The organism is Aquirufa ecclesiirivi, assembly GCF_011250515.1.
In the GTDB taxonomy this organism is placed as follows: Bacteria; Bacteroidota; Bacteroidia; order Cytophagales; family Spirosomataceae; genus Aquirufa; species Aquirufa ecclesiirivi.
Map to the genome: position 1 here is coordinate 1 of NZ_JAANOP010000004.1, position 18,789 is coordinate 18,789.

10 protein-coding genes are annotated in these 18,789 nt (G+C 39.8%); 8 read left to right on the plus strand and 2 right to left on the minus strand.

Annotation, left to right across the window (positions count from 1 at the left end):
* The first annotated feature begins 104 nt into the window (after positions 1-104).
* Positions 105-9,671, plus strand: coding sequence for a T9SS type B sorting domain-containing protein (locus tag G9H65_RS06735; protein WP_205753263.1), 9,567 nt, complete (start codon positions 105-107; stop codon positions 9,669-9,671).
* 20 nt (positions 9,672-9,691) lie between these two features.
* Here the strand turns inward: G9H65_RS06735 and G9H65_RS06740 are convergent, their stop codons facing one another.
* Entirely contained in the window at positions 9,692-10,141 is a 450-nt protein-coding gene (locus G9H65_RS06740) for a regulatory protein RecX (RefSeq protein WP_166374589.1), read from the minus strand.
* A 6-nt stretch (positions 10,142-10,147) separates the two neighbouring features.
* The gene (gene hemA, locus G9H65_RS06745) at positions 10,148-11,434 is read right to left on the minus strand and encodes a glutamyl-tRNA reductase (RefSeq protein WP_166374590.1); all 1,287 of its coding nucleotides are present in this window, start codon (positions 11,432-11,434) and stop codon (positions 10,148-10,150) included.
* Positions 11,435-11,538: 104 nt separating this feature from the next.
* Between hemA and G9H65_RS06750 the strand changes: the two genes are divergently transcribed.
* Genes G9H65_RS06750 through G9H65_RS06780 form a run of 7 tightly spaced genes read left to right on the plus strand, consistent with a single transcriptional unit; the run spans position 11,539 to position 18,774 of the window.
* Entirely contained in the window at positions 11,539-12,363 is an 825-nt protein-coding gene (locus G9H65_RS06750; protein ID WP_166374591.1) for an SDR family oxidoreductase, read from the plus strand.
* A 4-nt stretch (positions 12,364-12,367) separates the two neighbouring features.
* A complete protein-coding gene (locus tag G9H65_RS06755) occupies positions 12,368-13,360 on the plus strand; it encodes a YheT family hydrolase (RefSeq protein ID WP_166374592.1) in 993 nt (330 codons plus the stop codon).
* On the plus strand, positions 13,353-15,263 hold the full coding sequence (gene serA / locus G9H65_RS06760; RefSeq protein WP_166374593.1) for a phosphoglycerate dehydrogenase: 1,911 nt from the start codon (positions 13,353-13,355) through the stop codon (positions 15,261-15,263). Before G9H65_RS06755 ends, serA begins: the two co-directional genes overlap by 8 nt.
* Before the next feature lie 8 nt (positions 15,264-15,271).
* Positions 15,272-16,354, plus strand: a complete 1,083-nt coding sequence (locus G9H65_RS06765; RefSeq protein ID WP_166374799.1) for an aminotransferase class V-fold PLP-dependent enzyme — start codon at positions 15,272-15,274, stop codon at positions 16,352-16,354.
* A gap of 10 nt (positions 16,355-16,364) precedes the next feature.
* Positions 16,365-17,357: a Gfo/Idh/MocA family protein gene (locus tag G9H65_RS06770; RefSeq protein ID WP_166374594.1), complete on the plus strand. Its 993-nt coding sequence runs from the start codon at positions 16,365-16,367 to the stop codon at positions 17,355-17,357.
* 2 nt (positions 17,358-17,359) lie between these two features.
* Positions 17,360-18,016, plus strand: a complete 657-nt coding sequence (locus tag G9H65_RS06775) for a GDSL-type esterase/lipase family protein (protein WP_166374595.1) — start codon at positions 17,360-17,362, stop codon at positions 18,014-18,016.
* 11 nt (positions 18,017-18,027) lie between these two features.
* Entirely contained in the window at positions 18,028-18,774 is a 747-nt protein-coding gene (locus tag G9H65_RS06780; RefSeq protein WP_166374596.1) for an NUDIX hydrolase, read from the plus strand.
* The last annotated feature ends 15 nt before the right edge of the window (positions 18,775-18,789 follow it).

Below are 18,789 nucleotides of genomic sequence, written 5' to 3' on the forward strand. Positions count from 1 at the left end.
GAGCAAGTACTACGACTAACCCAATTAGTAAACCGAGTGTCTCTGGAATCGATTTTGGACAGCCTGTTCAGGTTGTATTTACAAACGGAATAGCCCAAGTAGATTTGATTTTATACCAAGTGGAAACTGCGAATATCCAAGTAAGTGATGGTATTATATCAGCTAAATCAGCGTTTTCAATTCAGGTAAAATCTAATGCTGCTACTCATTTTGTTATAAGTGGTCAATCAAGTCAACAAGCTGGAAGCACCCAGACTTTGAGCATAAAAGCGGTAGATACTTATGGGAATGTGGATACAAAATTTCAGGGAGGTTTTTCGGATGTAAATCTTCTTTTCACAGGGGCCAATACTTCTTTAAATCCAGTATTGAATCCTTCAGTTCAAGGTCGATATATAAAAGGGACATTCAATCAAGGTTTAGTCGTTTTGTTTAATCAAGGAGTTGCATCGGTGGATTTGACTTTGTTTAGGGCAGAGCATGCATCCATTGTTGTATCGAGTGGAGTTTTAGTCAGTAGTCCATTAGGGATTCAAGTAAATGCTAGCTCAACTACTCATTTTGTGATTAGTGGAACTGCGACCCAACAAGCTGGAGCAACGCAGACTTTGGGTATAAAAGGTTTAGATGCCTATGGGAATGAGGCTATTGAATATTCAGGAACAAAAACACTGATTTTTTCTGGGGCAAGTACTACAACCAACCAAATAGGTAAACCGAGTGTTTCTGCGGTAGATTTTGGCCAGCCAGTTCAGGTGGTTTTCACGAACGGAATGGCTCAGGTTGATTTGATTTTATACCAAGTGGAAACGGCGAATATCCAGGTAAGTGATGGTAGCATATCAGCCAAATCAGCGTTTTCAATTCAGGTAAAATCTAATGCTGCTACTCATTTTGTTATAAGTGGTCAATCAAGTCAACAAGCTGGAAGCTCCCAGACTTTGAGCATAAAAGCGGTAGATACTTATGGGAATGTGGATACAAAATTTCAGGGAGGTTTTTCGGATGTAAATCTTGTTTTCACAGGGGCCAATACTTCTTTAAATCCAGTATTGAATCCCTTAGTCAAGGGTCGATATGCAATTGGGATATTCAATAAAGGTCTAGCTGTATTGTTTAATAAAGGAGTAGCATCGGTGGATTTGACTTTGTATAAGGCAGAGCAGGCATCCATTGTTGTTTCGAATGGAGTTTTAGTCAGTAGCCCATTAGGGATTCAGGTTAGTGCGGGGCCCCTTCAAAATTTCCGATTATCCTTGCAAAATCAGTTTCAAATAAATCAAGTTGTTGGAGAGAATAATCTATTAACGGCACTGGATGCTTATGGGAATGTAGCTACTAGTTTTGATCCCGCATTAGATCCTATTAAAGTAAGTACAGACCTTCCTGGGATCGTAGTAGGATTGGGGGGAAATTCCCCTTTTGTCATCCATCAAGCCACACAATTGGTCCAAGGGATTGCTAATCTGAAAACACTAGGATTTAACTATTTGGGAGAAGCAGGGGAAGGAAGCTTTACATTTTCAACGGCTTCAGGCATTAAAGTAAAAAGTGCTTTGGTCGTGATATACCCCAATAAACAAAGTAATTATCGCTTTAAAATATCAGGGGAATCTATTCAAGTGGCAGGAAGAAGTCAAGTACTAACTGTGGCTATTCAGGATACTTTAGGAAATGCTTTAAGCACATTTAATGGATTTATGAAAGTGGTATTTTCTGGAGCAAATGGTACTCTTACTCAAAATGCTAGTCCAATTGTCTATAATAATTTGAATTTACCTATTCCATTTGGAACACCAACATCCTTGTATTTTGAACAAGGTGTCGCTCGAGCGCAAGTGTCATTGTATCGGGCAGAATTGGCTAGTATTGGAGCTAGAGAATTAGGAACCAGTGAAATACCTTTGGATCAAGACAAATTAACTATTCAAGTTAAAGCATCGGATTTATATCAATTAGTCCCTGCATTAACGAGTCCCCAATATACCAGGCAAATATTTTCTGGAACAAATACCTTAACCGCTCAGGATGAATATGGCAATATTTGTTTGGAGTTTAATCCAGCGAATAATCCCATTATCCTTTCATTGACAAGCGAAGGCAGTGTTGGATTGAAGAGTTTGGGAGACACGAAAATCTTATCTCGCTCGACAGACTTTATTCAAGGTGTAGCGAATTTAAGTCAGCTGGGCTTTTATTACACAGGCTTAGAGGGGAATAGGAGCTTTGTTTTTACGGCTAAAACAGGAATTACAGCAACTAGTAATCCTGTTCAACTAGTTAAATCTCCCCAATCGGTATTTTTGCATATTTCAGGTAATTCAACCCAAATAGCGGGAGACTCACAATGGTTTCAAATTCAAGCTCTTAATGCCAACAATGAACTGGTAGCCGATTATCAAGGAAATAAATCACTCTTGTTTTTTGGCGCAGGAAATGCAATAGCGAATCAATATGTTCCAATTATTCAAGACACATTAAGTAATACGCAAGGATACTTTGGGAAGCCTATACTTGTCAATTTTACGGGTGGAAAAGCCCGTGTAAAAATAAACTTGTATTTGGCTGAAACCGCTCTTTTAACAACAAGAGAATCCATGAATACGGGCGCCATTGCTGGAGATTCATGGGCAATTCAAGTAAGAGCAAAAAAAGTAGCCCAGATAGTTTCCAACATTAGCGGTCCACAAACCAATGCTCGCCCATTTGTAGGTATAAATACGCTAACGGTTAAAGACGCTTATGGGAATATTTGCCTTGATTTTGATGCATCTAAAACTCCCGTTACGGTATCTAACACAGCCAATGCCCTAATCACCGGATTGGGCTTTGAAAAAGGAAATATATTAAATCAATCAACAGATTTTGTGCATGGAGTAGCCAATTTAACAGCTTTAGGACTGAGCTATTATAGTCCATCGATAGCCTCCAAAAGTGCCAAAAAATGGATCAATTCTGCTAAGCAAGCTCAGAAATTGCAAAATAGTCAAGCAGAACCCTATGCACCTAGTTTTATTTTTTCATTGACTTTTGAATCGAGTTTGATAAGTACCTCAACTAGCAGTATACAGATTGCTGGTCCAGAGGAACGTTTGGTCATTACCGGTTCAAATTTACATTTTTCAGGGAAAAGTCAATTTATCAAAATTCAAGCTAAAGATGCACAGGGTGTTTTAGTAAGAACTTACTCTGGAATCAAAACCTTACATTTTTTAGAATCAGCCGCCACAGGTATTTCAGGTACCATAGCCATTGCTCAGGGAATCCCTTTTGGTAATGATACTCCCATTGAGTTTTTTGAAGGTTCCGCAACCCTTGAAATGATTTTATACAATTTATCAGCAAAGGATACCATTCAGGTTCATGACGGATCCATAGGTAGCGACTTGCCTTCTGATAAATTAGTGACTCAAGTCGTTTTAGGGAATGTCAGTAACCCAAGCAACGGGAATCAATATGAAGTAACGGAAGATATCTATTTCTCATTTGATGCTCGACAAATCCCTGTTTGGACGATCCAAGGCAGATATGTTGTTTTACGAATTGATAAGAGCAAAATCTCGAATGAGCAGTTAGCCGATTCTCAGACCATGGCCAAATTAGTGGAAAGAACGGATGCGCTTTATGAATTTTACAAAAATACGCTAGGCTACGAACCTCCAGGAGGTAACCCCAATTTTGGCTATAAAACCAGTGTGTTTTTTGGCATTCCTTCTTGTGGTTCTGGTTGTGGATTGGTAGGAGCCAAAGGAATTGAAGTCAGTGGTTTTGATCATATATATTTCAATCTAAAAAATAATACCAATGTTAACCGTGATGTAATTTTAGCATATGAATTTGGGCGAAATTTCTTTGATTTTAGCAGTAAAGTTTTATTCCCTTTTACTCCAAATTCCAACGAGAAAAATGGAGGAATGGCGGAGGCCTTTGCCAGTTTATTTACCGCTTATGCCTTTGATCAAATTATTACTGATGCAGATCAAAGACGCTATAATGAGTCGCTCATCAATATTCAGTGGTTTAAGGAGAATTTCATTGGCTATATCAATGATTTGCAAGCTAATCCCTATAATGTTTGGGCAAAATGGGATCGTATCGGATACAATGATTACAATCGAGGAACGGGTACCAATACGGATGATGAACCTGCTTGGAAGTCGGTAGGGCTCCTGCAAGGTATTATTGACACCTTTGGTAAGTCGACCATTTTCCCCAAATTCTTTCTTGAATTAAGAAAAATGCCTCGTGTCAATAGTATTGAAGATGCGCTCAGTAATATCGCACTCGCTACGGCCTCTTGTACCCAAACCAATTTGTTGCCATTTTTTAAAAATGTAGTCAAATTTAACCTAAACGCTTCCGCCGAAGCTACCTTGAATGCTTTGCCCATTCATGCGGATCGACTAATTCGCTATGAAAACTTACTTTGGTTTTTATCTCCTTTTCATACGGTCCGCATTAATATTCGAAGTATCAACTACCTAAATAACCAAAATTGGTATGTGATTAAAAAAGGGAATGTCATCGTTTCATCAAGCCAACATGGGAATAACGAAATTCCTTATTCCATCCTAGGCAATCAAAATGAGGTGAATCTGACCATCGAAATGCAAGATGCCAATCATCAAGTATTGGATTCCTATACCATCACAGTTAAGAAAAGGCATCAAATTAATTTATTCGATTACCCAGAAGATTTACATGCCTTTTATCTAGCAAATCGATCCTCAAAAATTTACCAAGAGTCAGGAAAAGTAGTGATCGAAAACTTAAGTCCTACGCTCTTTGATCATGGGCTTTTGAGACGGGCTTTTAGAATCGTAAAAAATCGTACGATGCGCTTTACGAGCACCATGCAGAGGATAGGCCCCAATTTTAATGCAGGTGTGATTACCAATTATTCCACTTTGGTAACGGGAGGTACTTTTTATGGGACAGGTTCACTCCGACTAGGTTATGATATTGGACAGAATAATACCGCAAGCAATTTTACACTAAATCACTATGCCTATTCTCAAAATATGTTAAAATCGGGAGCAGAATTGAGCGTAGTCAATGTTGGAGTAGAATCCGTCGGTTTCAGTCAAAAGACTTATTTTTCCAATTTGATCTATCAAGATGTGACTGATACCGATGGGGATGGTTTAGTGGATTTTGAAGATAATTGCCCCAGTACCTATAATCCCAATCAATTAGATACGGATAACGATGGCTTAGGAAATGTTTGTGATGATGACCTAGATAATGATGGGAATCCCAATAGCACAGATCCCAATCCTTTGATTGCCTTGGCCAATGATGATGTCATCCAACAAGATTTTAATGCAGGTCCCATATCGCTTAATATTTTAAGTAATGATGATTTTATACCAAGTTCAAATCTAAGTATTACTAAGATTTCAGGTACGGCTTTGGGCAATGTTGCTTTTCAAGCTTCTACAGGCCTCATGACTTATACACCTACGCTGGCAGATGCCGATTCTGTTTCTTTGACTTATCAGGTTTGTTATCTTCCTACGGGAATTTGTGCTACGGCTAAAGTTAACATATTAAATACTTGGCAAGCTTCTAAATTTATTCTTAATGGAAGCGCTAGTCAGGTGGCAGGAACGATTCAAACGGTCACCATTCGCGCTACTACCAAAAATGGAACGATCGTTACGGATTATACAGGAAACAAGCCATTGGTATTTTCTGGAACTAATTCATCCTCTGCACCAACCTATAAATCACGGGTGAATGGAGTTGTTTTTGGAGAAAATACCCCTGTCGATTTTATCAATGGTATTGCCCAAGTGAATCTGTTGATTTACAAATCTGGTTTGGATTCTATTAGTGCTCAGGATGTATATATTCAGACCAAAGGTTCTGATAGATTGGGAGTACAGGTTTCGGCCAAAGCATTTCAAAAGTTGGCCGTACAATTACAAAGTCCACAAGTAAATCAAACACCATTTTACGGGTTCAATACGTTGATAGCCCAAGATGAATATGATAATCCTGTAAGCTCATTTAATGCATCCTTAAATCCGATCACCATCAGTTCTAATCAAGGGGGAGTGATTTCAGGCCTATCGGGAGGAAATCGATTAACGAGTTCCAGCGATTTTCAATTAGGGAGAGCTAATTTAACCCAACTGGGAATAACTTATACGGGTAATATAGGTTCAGATACTTTGATTTTTCAGCCTGTAACAGGTTTGGGAACCAAGGCCAGAATGGAAATTTTGTCGGAACTCATTAAGCCTTCTCAAATACATTTATCGGGCGATTCGATTCAAGTGGCGGGCAGCTCACAATTTCTTACCCTACAAGTTTTGAATGATTTGGGGGAGCTAGTTGATACCTATACTGGGACCAAAAGCTTACTTTTTAGTGGAGCTCAGAACTCGGTCAACCCTGTTCTTTTTCCGCAGGTTCTAGACAATCAATCACAAATCAGAAATTTTGGTTCGGTAACGAATGTGGATTTTGTAGAAGGAATAGCCCAAGTATCCATGAAATTATTCCATGCTTCCTTGGCTCAGATTCAAGTTCAAATTTTGGAAGATACGTTAATTTCGAGTATGCTGCCTGTCATGGTAAAAGCAGGACCTTTGGCCAAGTTTGATTTGCAAATGACTAGCCCTCAAACCACAGAAACGCCATTTGTGGGTGTAAATACATTGAGTGCCTTGGACGCTTATGGGAATCTTATTACTGATTTTAACGCAGCCTTACAGCCTATTCAAGTAACGAGTACTTTACCCGGATTTATCTTTGGCCTTTCCGGTGGAGATCAACTCACTAATTCCAGCGATTTTGTGCAGGGAATAGCGAATTTGAGTGCCTTGAAGATGCTATACTTAGGTGCTGAGGGGAAAGGATTTTTTACCTTCAAAAGCAGTTCGGGTATTCAAATTACCAGTAATCTGATTGAAATGTTGATGGCAGATTTTGATGGAGATGGAATCCCCAATTCTATGGAATGCTATCAAACATTTACGCTGCAAGGGAACTGTCAAGATTTTGATGGTGATGGCTTAGTGAACTCCAGAGATACTGATTCAGATGGTGATGGTATTCCCGATGAACGAGAAAAGAATCGAGATTCAGATGGAGATCGACATGCCGATTATTTAGACCTAGATTCGGATAATGATGGGATATTGGATTCCATTGAAGCAGAATTTGATCCTGATGGAGATGGAATTCCCAATTATTTGGATTTGGATTCAGACAATGATGGCATCATGGATGCATGGGAAGCCAGTAACAATGCCCGCGGGAATCTGGATGATAATTACGATGGCCGTGTGGATAAAAATGGACTATTGCCAGATAACAATGGAAATGGATTGGCGGATTTCTTAGAAACAGGCTTTGGCGGAAAACCAGCTCCTATACCCGATACAGACAATGATACTAAGCCGGATTATGTTGATCTTGATTCCGATAATGATCAAATTTTGGATGCCCAGGAGGGGACTAAGGATATAGATGGGGATAGTTTTCCCAATTACCGTGATTTAGATTCAGATGGGGATTGGTTAGGAGATCAAGATGAGCGAAATGTAGATCATGATTTGGATGGCATTCCAAATTACTTGGATTTGGATTCAGATGACGATGGTATACCAGATGCCTGGGAAGGTAAAAATAAGTGTGCCACGTGTCAACAAATGAAAGACGATTTAGATGATGGATGGGACGACCGTGGGCAATATGTTAGGGTCATAGATACTGATTCTGATGGTACATCGGATTTTTTAGATTTGGATTCAGATAATGATTGTATCCCAGATCGTTTCGAATTGGGAGCCGATGGGGATGGGGATGAAATTCCGAATTTTCGAGATTTGGATTCGGACAATGATGGCATGTTGGATACACAAGAAGCAGGAGATTGTCAACAACCTAGAGATAGTGATTCGGACGGATTATATGACTTTGAAGACCCTGATGCAGATAATGATACCATTCCGGATAGCGTAGAAGTTGGACCAATCCCGACTAATCCAGTGGATACGGATATGGATGGGAAGGCGGATTATTTGGATGTGGATTCGGATAATGATGGAATTCCAGATGCCGTGGAGGCAGGATTAAACCCTAGCAAACCAGTGGATTCGGATGGTGATGGCAAAGCGAATTATCGAGATCTTGACTCAGATAATGACACGATACCTGATTCGGTAGAGGCGGGCATAAACCTGAATAAACCTGTAGATACCGACTTAGACAGTAATGCTGATTATTTAGATTTGGATTCAGACCAAGATGGAATGTCGGATGAATTGGAGGCAGGATTGGACCCCACAAATCCTATCGATAGTGATTTAGATAGTCAAGAGGATTTTCGAGATTTGGATTCCGATAACGATGGCATCCCCGATGCAGTGGAAGCAGGTAATTTCTTGCAGCCTATAGACAGCGATGCTGATGGAAAACCCGATTACCGCGATGTTGACTCTGATAATGATGGTATTTTAGATGCCATAGAAGTTGGTCCTAATTCGAGTAAACCTTTGGATACTGATGGAGACGGACGAGTAGATTATCGAGATACAGATTCTGATAACGATGGTATGTTGGATGGTTTAGAAGCAGGGAAAGATTTAACCAAACCGGTGGATAGTGATGGCGATGGATCTTCGGATTACCGCGATACAGATTCGGATAACGATGGTATTCCTGATGCTCTTGAGGCTGGATCAGACCCCAAAAATCCTTTGGATACAGACAAGGATGGTCAAGAAGATTTTAGAGATTTGGATTCAGATAATGATACGATTCCTGATTCTATTGAAGCGGGGCTTGATGTTGTCATTCCTGTAGATACCGATCAAGATGGCTTAGCCAATTACCGTGATCTGGATTCTGACGGAGATAGTATTCCTGATCGGGTAGAGGCGGGTTCGAATCCATTAAATCCAGTAGATACGGACGGTGATAGTTACCCAGACTATGTAGATCTTGACTCTGATAATGATACGATTCCCGATATGTGGGAAGTTGGTCCAGATGTGAATCACCCTTGGGATACCGACTTAGATGGGAAAGAAGATTTTCGAGATGTGGATTCTGATAATGATGGCATCCCTGATCAAGTGGAAGTCGGGCCTAATGTCCTAATTCCATTAGATTCAGATCAAGATTTGCTTCCTGATTACCGAGATGTGGACTCTGACAACAATGGATTAACGGATACGGTAGAGGCCGGTCCTAATCCATTACAACCCTTGGATACGGATGTAGACGGAATTGCAGATTACCGAGATACAGATGATGACAATGATGATATAATTGACGCCTTAGAAAATGACATCAATTATGGAGGATTACCAGATTGTGACAAAGATGGAATTGATAATCGGGTGGATTCAGGCATTTGCGAGATTTTTGCACCACAGGCTATTTCACCCAATCAAGATGGGTTAAACGATGTGCTTGTCATCCCAGGGATATTTAGGATGCAACCCAATCGATTAGTAATTTATAACCGCTGGGGAGAGGTCGTTTATGAAATGGATAATTATCAGAATAATTGGGGAGGTTTAACGGATAAAACCATAGGAATTTTGACCAACGATGGGCGATTGCCTGATGGGACTTATTATTATATGGTTGATTTCTTTGGAAAGTATCCGAATATTAGAACTTTCGTGTACATCAATCGATTAGCGAAATAAAGAGAATGGATTTGAGTTTTTTAATTAAGCTGCTGAATGTACAGGGAAATTAAATCGGGCTCAAATCCTTTTCTTAGCGCATATTGGTAGCACTTTTGTTTCTTGGACCATTCGTTGGGGTCTTTTACTTGGTTGAATTTTTCAATCAACATGGATTCCAGCCTGGCATCATAAGAGAGTTCTTTTAGCTCTTCCAAGGCTTTTTGAATCAAAGGGGCTTTCACTTGTAATCGTTTAAGCTCAAATTTAATTTTATTTCTGCCCCAAGATTTTTGGTTGAATTTGGATCGAACAAAGAGCTTGGCAAAGCGCTCCTGATTGAGGTAATTGTTGTCTTCCAACCAATCCAAATACGTGGCTTGATCTTCAGGTAAGATAGCAAAGCTTCCCATTTTGACTTGTATTTCCCAAACACAGCGTTCCTGATAGGCACAGTAGCGAGCCAGTTTCTGTAAAACCTCCGATTTCATGGGAAATTATTGGATAGGAGAATTGGAATCAACCTCCTCGTAAGCCTCTAAATTGAACAAATCATTCAAGGCATCTACCATGCTATCTGATTCACCTCGTTTACAGGCAGCTTTCAAATGAATGATGGGTTGTTTGATGATTTTTTGAACCAAGCTAGCCGTAATTTTTTCCAATTTTTCAGCCTCTTGAGGATTAAGACCTTTCAAGTGACGATTGATTTCTTCTTTACGGATTTGCTCTAGCGCATTTTTCAATTTATGGATGGTCGGTGAAACTTCCATTTCTTTTGACCAATCATTGAAACTAATCACGGACTCATCGATGATTCTACGAACATCGGGCACAGATGCCATCCGAATACGCAAGGCTTCATCTGCCCGTTCTTTCAGCGTATCAATGTTATAAAGTAATACGCCTGATATTTTTTCAATACCTTCTTCAATACTTCTAGGAACCGAAAGGTCAATGAAATACTTGAAAGTCAATATAGATAATTTCTTTAATTCTGCTTGTGTGATGATGGGATCTTGATTGCGCACGGAAGAGATAATGATATCTGCCTGTGCAATTTCCTTCCACAAATCTTCGATAGGAGCCACACGGAAAGGTTTATCGTGGGCAATTTTTTCCGCCTTTTCCAAGGTACGGTTCATGATGGTGATTTCTGCGAAATCTTTATCCTCCATGTTTTTACACACATCCAAACCAATTTCCCCTAAACCTAAAATTAACACCTTCGGTTGAGCAATAGCTTGAGATAACTCTTCTGCCAAAGCTACTGTCGCATAAGAAACAGAAGCCGCTCCATCACGGAACGAAGTTTCTTGTGCTACACGTTTATTGGCATAAAAGATGGTATGCATCAAACGGTGCAAATACGGACCTGCTAAATTTAAATCGGCCGATTGCTGATATGCCTTTTTGATTTGATTGGGAATCTGTAAATCACCTACCACTTTGGATTGTAAACCCGTAGCCACCTCAAATAAATGCCTTAAAGATGCCTCCGCGTCAGCTTCATGATGGAAATAAGGCGTGTATTCTTGGGTTTGATGCAAGCCTTTTTCAATCAATAAACTCTTAACTAAATCACTGGAAATATCTTCTGGAGTATTGTAATACACCTCTGTACGATTGCAGGTAGATACAATCAACATTTCTTGTAATCCAAAAAGGTCTTTACATTTAATAGCAAAGGCTCTACTTTCTTCCTCATTTAATGCCACTTGCTCACGAATCGTGAGAGGAGCAGAGCGATGAGATATACTAATAGACTTAAACGGAATTGACATTCGGTGGTTTTGAAAAATAATTAACAAAAGTACAAACCAAAATTTATTTTATATACTGTCTTGACAAGAAAATAGTAAATTAGACAAAGTTTAAATAACACAAGATGGACTTCAGCAACAAGACAGTTTTTATTACCGGTGCGTCACGGGGTATCGGATTTGAGATTGCCAAAAAAATGGCTTCTGTGGGTGCAAACGTAGTTATTGCCGCCAAAACGGCTACACCTCATCCCAAATTACCAGGAACCGTTTTTTCTGCGGCCGAGGAAATTGAGCGTTTAGGTGGTCGAGCCTTGCCTTTGGTCTTAGATATTCGTGATGAAAATCATGTTTTTGAAGCCGTAGAAAAAGCCGTGGAGACCTTCGGAGGGATCGATATCTTAGTGAATAATGCCTCCGCTATCTCATTGACTGGGACCCTTTGGACCGACATGAAGAAGTATGATCTAATGCATCAAGTGAATGCCCGTGGTACCTTTTTGACTTCCAAAGCTTGCTTGCCCCATTTATTGAAGTCGAAAAATCCCCATGTATTAACGCTTTCGCCTCCTCTAAATATAGAAGCCCGTTGGTTTGAAAACCATGTGGCCTATTCCATGGCCAAATTTGGGATGTCGTTGTGTACGCTTGGTATGGCAGCTGAGTTTAAAAATAAAGTCGCTTTCAATTCTCTTTGGCCTAAAACCATCATAGCTACCGCAGCCATTGAATTTGCCGTGGGGAATTCAGATATGTTGGATCGGGCTAGAAAACCTAGTATTATGGCGGACGCCGCCTATGAGATATTTAAGCAAAATCACGTCAGCACCACGGGTCAGTTTTTTATTGATGAAGAGGTTTTACGTGCGGCCAATTACACGGACTTTGATGTCTATAAAGTCAATCCTAGTTTAGGGGACCATGAATTAATTCCTGACTTTTTTATTTAATGCCTTGCCTTTAATTCAATCAGATCCTAGCTACCAGCCTCCTTTTTGGTTACCCGAAGGACATACACAAAGTATGTATACGGCATTATTTCGCAAAATTACCCAACTGATTCCACATCGGGAAAGGTTGATTTTGTCCGATCAGGATTTTGTAGATCTAGATTGGTATGTCGACGGACCTTTGTCAGACAAGCCTTTACTCATTATTTCTCACGGTTTAGAAGGAAGCAGTCAAGCGCAATATGTGAGAGGACTGGTGAAAACCATGATCGCTCGGGGTTTCAATGCCTTGGCCTGGAACTTCCGATCTTGTTCTGGTGAGATGAATACGAAGCTGCGTTTTTACCACAGCGGTGCTACCGATGATTTAGAAGAAGTAATTCAAACCTGTGTTAACCGAGGTGCTACACAGATCTATTTGGCAGGTTTTAGTTTGGGAGGAAATCTCACCTTAAAATGGTTAGGTGAACAGGGGCAAAATCATCCAAATTTGATTCGAAAAGCTGTAGCATTTTCCGTACCTTTGCACCTTTCAAGTAGTAGCCGAAAGTTGGCACGACGAGAAAATGGACTCTACACTCATCGATTTTTACAAACTCTTCTATCTAAAGCAAAAGAAAAAGCCGTGCTATTTCCCACGGCTGTCGATGTGGCTATTCTGAAAAGAATCAAAACATTGAGGGAGTTTGATGATGTAATTACGGGTCCATTGCACGGTTTTAAAGATGCGGAAGACTATTACGAACAAAATAGCTCGCTGTATTTTTTAGATAAAATTCAGGTTCCTACCTTGGTAGTGAATGCCCAAAATGATCCATTTTTATCGCCCGAATGCCTTCCCGCATCTCAGGCATCAAATTGGGAAAATGTCTTTTTGGAATTACCCACTCAAGGTGGGCATTGTGGATTCTATCCTTCAGATTATCGAGGAACCTTGTGGTCGGAACAACGGGCAATGAATTGGTTTTTGAATAAAGAAACGATTAATTATGTCTAATAAACAGTTGGAGCCATTGCACATTGTGATTGATTTTGATAGCACTTTTACCCAAGTTGAAGGGCTAGATGAATTGGCGAATATCGCCTTACAAGGAAACCCGAAACAGAAGGAGATTGTCTCCAAAATTCGGGAAATTACTGAAAAAGGGATGACAGGTTCCTATTCTTTCGCTGATTCATTGCGGGATCGTGTTGCCCTTTTGTCGGCCAACCGTAGCCACGTAGATCAACTAATCACTTTCTTAAAAGGTAAAATTTCTGATTCTTTCAATCGAAATAAAGAGTTTATTCAAGAACATGCGGAGCAAATTCTAATTGTCTCTAGCGGTTTTAAGGATTTCATCGTACCTGTCGTTCAAGAATTAGGCATAGCGGCCGACAATGTTTTTGCCAATACCTTTAATTACGATGCTGAAGGCAATATAACGGGCTATGATCACGATAATTTATTATCGAAGGACCGCGGTAAAGTAAGCCTTTTGCAATCCTTGCAATTAGAAGGAGAAGTTTATGTGATTGGAGATGGGTATACCGACTATGAATTGCGTGAGGCGGGTTTAGCCAATAAGTTTTTTGCCTTTACGGAAAACGTATCTCGCAAAGTGGTGGTGGAGAAAGCTGACCACGTGGTGCCCTCATTAGATGAGTTTTTATATATCAATGGATTGAGCCGCGCTCAGTCTTATCCAAAATCTAGGATTAAAGTTCTCCTTTTGGAAAACGTGCATCCTCATGCAGTACAAGCATTTAAGAAAGAAGGATTCCAAGTAGAATTGCTAAAAGGAGCGTTAGATGAAGCGGAATTGATTGAAAAAATCAAAGACGTGTCTATTCTAGGTTTACGTTCCAAAACCAATTTGACTAAAAAAGTATTAGAACATCCCAATGCCGCTCGCTTAATGTGTGTTGGCGCTTTCTGTATTGGTACAAACCAAATTGATTTATCGGAATGTGAAAATCGGGGTATCGCTGTTTTCAATGCTCCTTATTCCAATACACGCTCTGTAGTGGAATTGTCCATTGGTTTAATGGTAATGCTGACGCGTAATATCTTCGAGAAATCCACACGTATGCATGCTGGTGTTTGGGATAAATCAGCGACAAATTCTTACGAGATTCGTGGAAAGAAATTAGGATTAGTAGGTTACGGAAATATTGGTACTCAAATTTCTGTGATCGCTGAGGCTTTAGGGATGGAAGTGTTTTTCTACGATACCGTAGATAAGTTGGCTTTAGGAAATGCCAAAAAATGTTCGAGTTTGAAAGAATTATTGAACTTGGCAGATTTTGTGAGTTTGCATGTGGATGGAAGAAAGGTGAATAGCAACATCATTGGTGAGCAAGAGTTTTCTTGGATGAAAGACAATGTGATTTTCTTGAATCTCTCAAGAGGTCATGTGGTTGAAATCCCTGCTTTGGTAGAAGCCATTAAGTCAGGTAAAGTATGGGGAGCTGCGATTGACGTGTTCCCTTATGAGCCAAAGACCAACGATGAGGAATTTGTGAATGAGCTACGAGGTTTACCCAATGTTATCCTGACTCCGCACATTGGAGGTTCTACAGAAGAAGCCCAAGCGAATATTGGCGAGTTTGTGCCGGCTAAATTGTTGCAGTTTATGAACAATGGTAGTACTTATGGGTCAGTGAACTTCCCTGAATTACAATTACCTCCATTGGAAAATGCACATCGATTATTGCATATACACCATAACATGCCAGGTATTTTGGCACAAATAAACAATGTGTTTGCTAAATATCAGGTTAATATCATTGGTCAATACCTGAAAACAACGGAAAAAACGGGTTATGTGATTACCGATGTAGCCAAAGAATATTCCGAAGAAATAGTCAATGAATTGAAATTGATTGAGAATACCATTAAGTTTAGAATGCTTTATTAAAATTTATGATGCAGCCCGTATTTTTTACCCCTGGCCCAGCGGCACTTTATCCTACTGTTCAAAAACATTATGAGGAGGCTTTTCGCTTGTCCATTGGTTCTATTTCGCATCGTTCAGCTCAGTTTAGGAAAATTTACCAACATGCCGATGAGCAATTGAGGACTTTATTTAATTTACCTAAGCAAAACAATGCCATACTTTTTACGGGATCAGCAACAGAAATTTGGGAGCGTATTATCATGAATACGGTGGAGCATGAGTGTTTTCACTTAGTGAATGGCTCATTTTCTAAAAAGTTTTTTGATTTTGCTCAAGAACTACATAAATATGCACATGCTGCCCACAAGCCATTTGGTGAAGGTTTTGATGCTTCTGATGTGCAAGTCTCCGAATACGCTGAGTTAATTTGTGCAACTGCCAATGAAACCAGCTCTGGCGTGCAAATGCGATCTCAAGAAATCCATAAACTGAAAAAAGCCAATAAGGATAAGTTCTTGGCGGTGGATATGGTATCTTCTGCACCTTATACCAATCTAGATTTTAATTTAGTGGATACGGCTTTCTTCTCGGTTCAAAAAGCTTTTGGTATGCCTGCTGGTTTAGGGGTATGGATAGCCAATGAGGCCATGTTGGAGAAAGCAGAGCGAATGAAAAAGCACGAAGGGGTGATAGGTACCTACCATTCATTACCCAGCCTTTGGGAAAATTATAAAAAATTTGAAACGCCAGAGACTCCCAATGTCATGAGTATCTATGTATTGGGTAAAGTGGCTGAAGATTTTAATCGTATCGGTGTAGACCAAATCCGCAAGGAAATCGATCGCAAAGCGAAGGCACTCTATGATTTTGCGAAGAAATCAGATCGTTTTGAAGCCTTTGTGGAAAACGAGTCGCATCGTTCTCAAACCGTTGTTGTATTGAATTGCCAAGAGGCAGCCGGGACTGTCATTCAGAAAGTGAAAGATGCCTCTGGAATGATCGTGGGTGCTGGATATGGCAAAATGAAAGAAACACAAATAAGAATTGCTAATTTCCCTGCTGTTTCTAGTGAACAAGTGGAGACATTGATACAAGCCTTGAACGCTATTTAATTAGAAGAAAATGATTAATCCTGGAAATTCCATCCGTTGGGGAATACTCGCCTGCGGAAAAATCGCACGCAAATTTGCTGATGATTTAGCTTTTGTGTCGGATGCCCAACTCACAGCTGTGGCCTCCAGAGATATACATCGTGCAGAAGAATTTGCTTCTCATTATCCTGGTTCAAAGGCCTTTGGCTCTTATGAAGAAATGCTGAGCAGTGGATTGATTGATGTGGTATATGTGGCATCTCCACACGGTTTACATCATGCTCATACCTTGTTGTGCTTAGAGGCTGGAATCCCCGTTTTATGCGAAAAAGCATTTGCGGTAAACGGCCGACAAGTCTCAGAAATGATACAAAAAGCTAAAGAAAAGAACTTGTTTTTAATGGAGGCATTATGGACCAGATTCCATCCATCAGTGGCTAAAGTATTGGAGATCATCGAGTCAGGTAAGATTGGTCAAATTCGCCATGTGGCGGCCGACTTTGGATTTAAAGCGGAATACGATGTAGAGAGTCGTTTATTCAACCCCGTTTTAACGGGTGGGTCTTTGATGGATATTGGAATTTACCCTTTATTTATTTCCAAATTACTCTTAGGACAGCCTAAAACCTTATTAGCTACTGGAACCATGGCACCTACGGGAGTGGATATGAATTGTTCCATCGCAACGAGTTATGAAAGTGGTGCAACGGCAACCTTATTTTCTACGCTAGCAGCACAGACGGACACCACATGCGCTATTTATGGGAGTCAAGGTAAAATATTGATGCATTCACGCTTCCACGAGACCTTTGGTATCACGTTGACTTTAGAAAATGGAGATGTAGAAGAATTTGCTTGTGAACGCAAGGGCTGGGGTTATTCCTATGAAGCCGAAGCAGTGCAGGCGGATTTACGTGCAGGTCGACTAGAAAACAAATGGATGACACATCAGTTTAGTCAAGAGTTAATGGGATTATTAGATAACATTAGAAAACAGATAGGTTTAGTCTATCCTAACGAATAAGCATGAAAAAACAACTTTTGCTGGCTTGCTTTTTACTTATTAGCACCAGCATTTTTGCACAAATCAACAAATTTGAAAAAGAAATAAAGGCCTATGAAGTTCAAGATTCATTGGCTATGCCAGCTAAAAACCTGCGTTTGTTTTTGGGAAGCTCCAGCTTTAGACTCTGGAAAAGTTTTGATCAAGACATGGCAGCCTATCCTTCCATCAACCGTGGTTTTGGTGGTTCTACCTTAGAAGAAGCCTTGTATTACTTCGACCGCATGGTAGTCAAGTACCAACCAGCTTGGGTATTTATGTACGAAGGCGATAATGATTTAGCCAAAGGTCAAAGTCCAGAATTTATCGCCCAAGAATTTGTTGATTTTTCTAGGAGGCTGAGAGAAAAATTGCCAAACACCCAATTGGTGTTTATTGCTGCTAGACCAAGTTTAGCCCGATTAAACATGTTGGAAAAGCAAAAAGAGTTGAATTCCCGAATTCAACAAATTGTTTCCAAAGAGAAAGGACGTTTTTATATCGATATGCAGAGCCCCTTTTTTCGTGCCGATGGCAGTTTAATGGATGATGTGTTTGTGGCAGATCGTTTGCATTTAAATGAAAAGGGATACCTACTATTCGTGAAGCAAATTCATGAGTTTATCCAAAAACATCCCTAAATTATACGTTTATGGCGAAGGAATATTCTGGAGTGAATTGGTTACCTCATATTTCAGTGGATTGTGTGATTTTCGGGTTTCATGAAAATCAACTAAAAGTGCTCCTTTTAAAATTCAAGAATACGGATGTTTGGTCTGTTTCAGGTGGATTTGTGAAATCCAATGAAGATATTGATCAAGCCGCAAGTAGAGTCTTGTTTGAAAGAACAGGTTTAAAAGATATCTACCTGGAGCAGTTTTATACGTTTGGGGATGTCAAAAGAAACCAAGGGGCTATCCAACAACATGCTAAAATTCAAGAGAAAATTGGGGAATCAGGCGTAGATACATCCTTTCTTTCTGATCGCTATATTTCTATTGGGTATTATGCTTTGGTTGATTTCTCTAAAGTCAATGTGAGTTTGGGCCAAATGTCTGATATGTTTTCTTGGAATGATATTCACGAAATTCCTACTATGTTTTTGGATCACCGCGCTATCATCGATAAAGCTTTAGAAAGATTACGCTGGTCTTTGGATCAAAAATTACTGGCCTTTAATCTTCTGGCGGAGACCTTTACTATGTCGGAATTACAACAGGTCTATGAAACTATTTTAGGTAAAAAATTGGTGCGTACTAATTTCCAAAGAAAGATTTTAAGCATGGATATTTTGGTCCGACTAGAGAAGCGTTATCTAGGAGGGGCTCATAAAGCACCGTATTTATACCGATTTGATGCGAAGAAAGCTAAAGCATATCTATCTGAAGTAGAACTATAATTTAGAAATTTAACT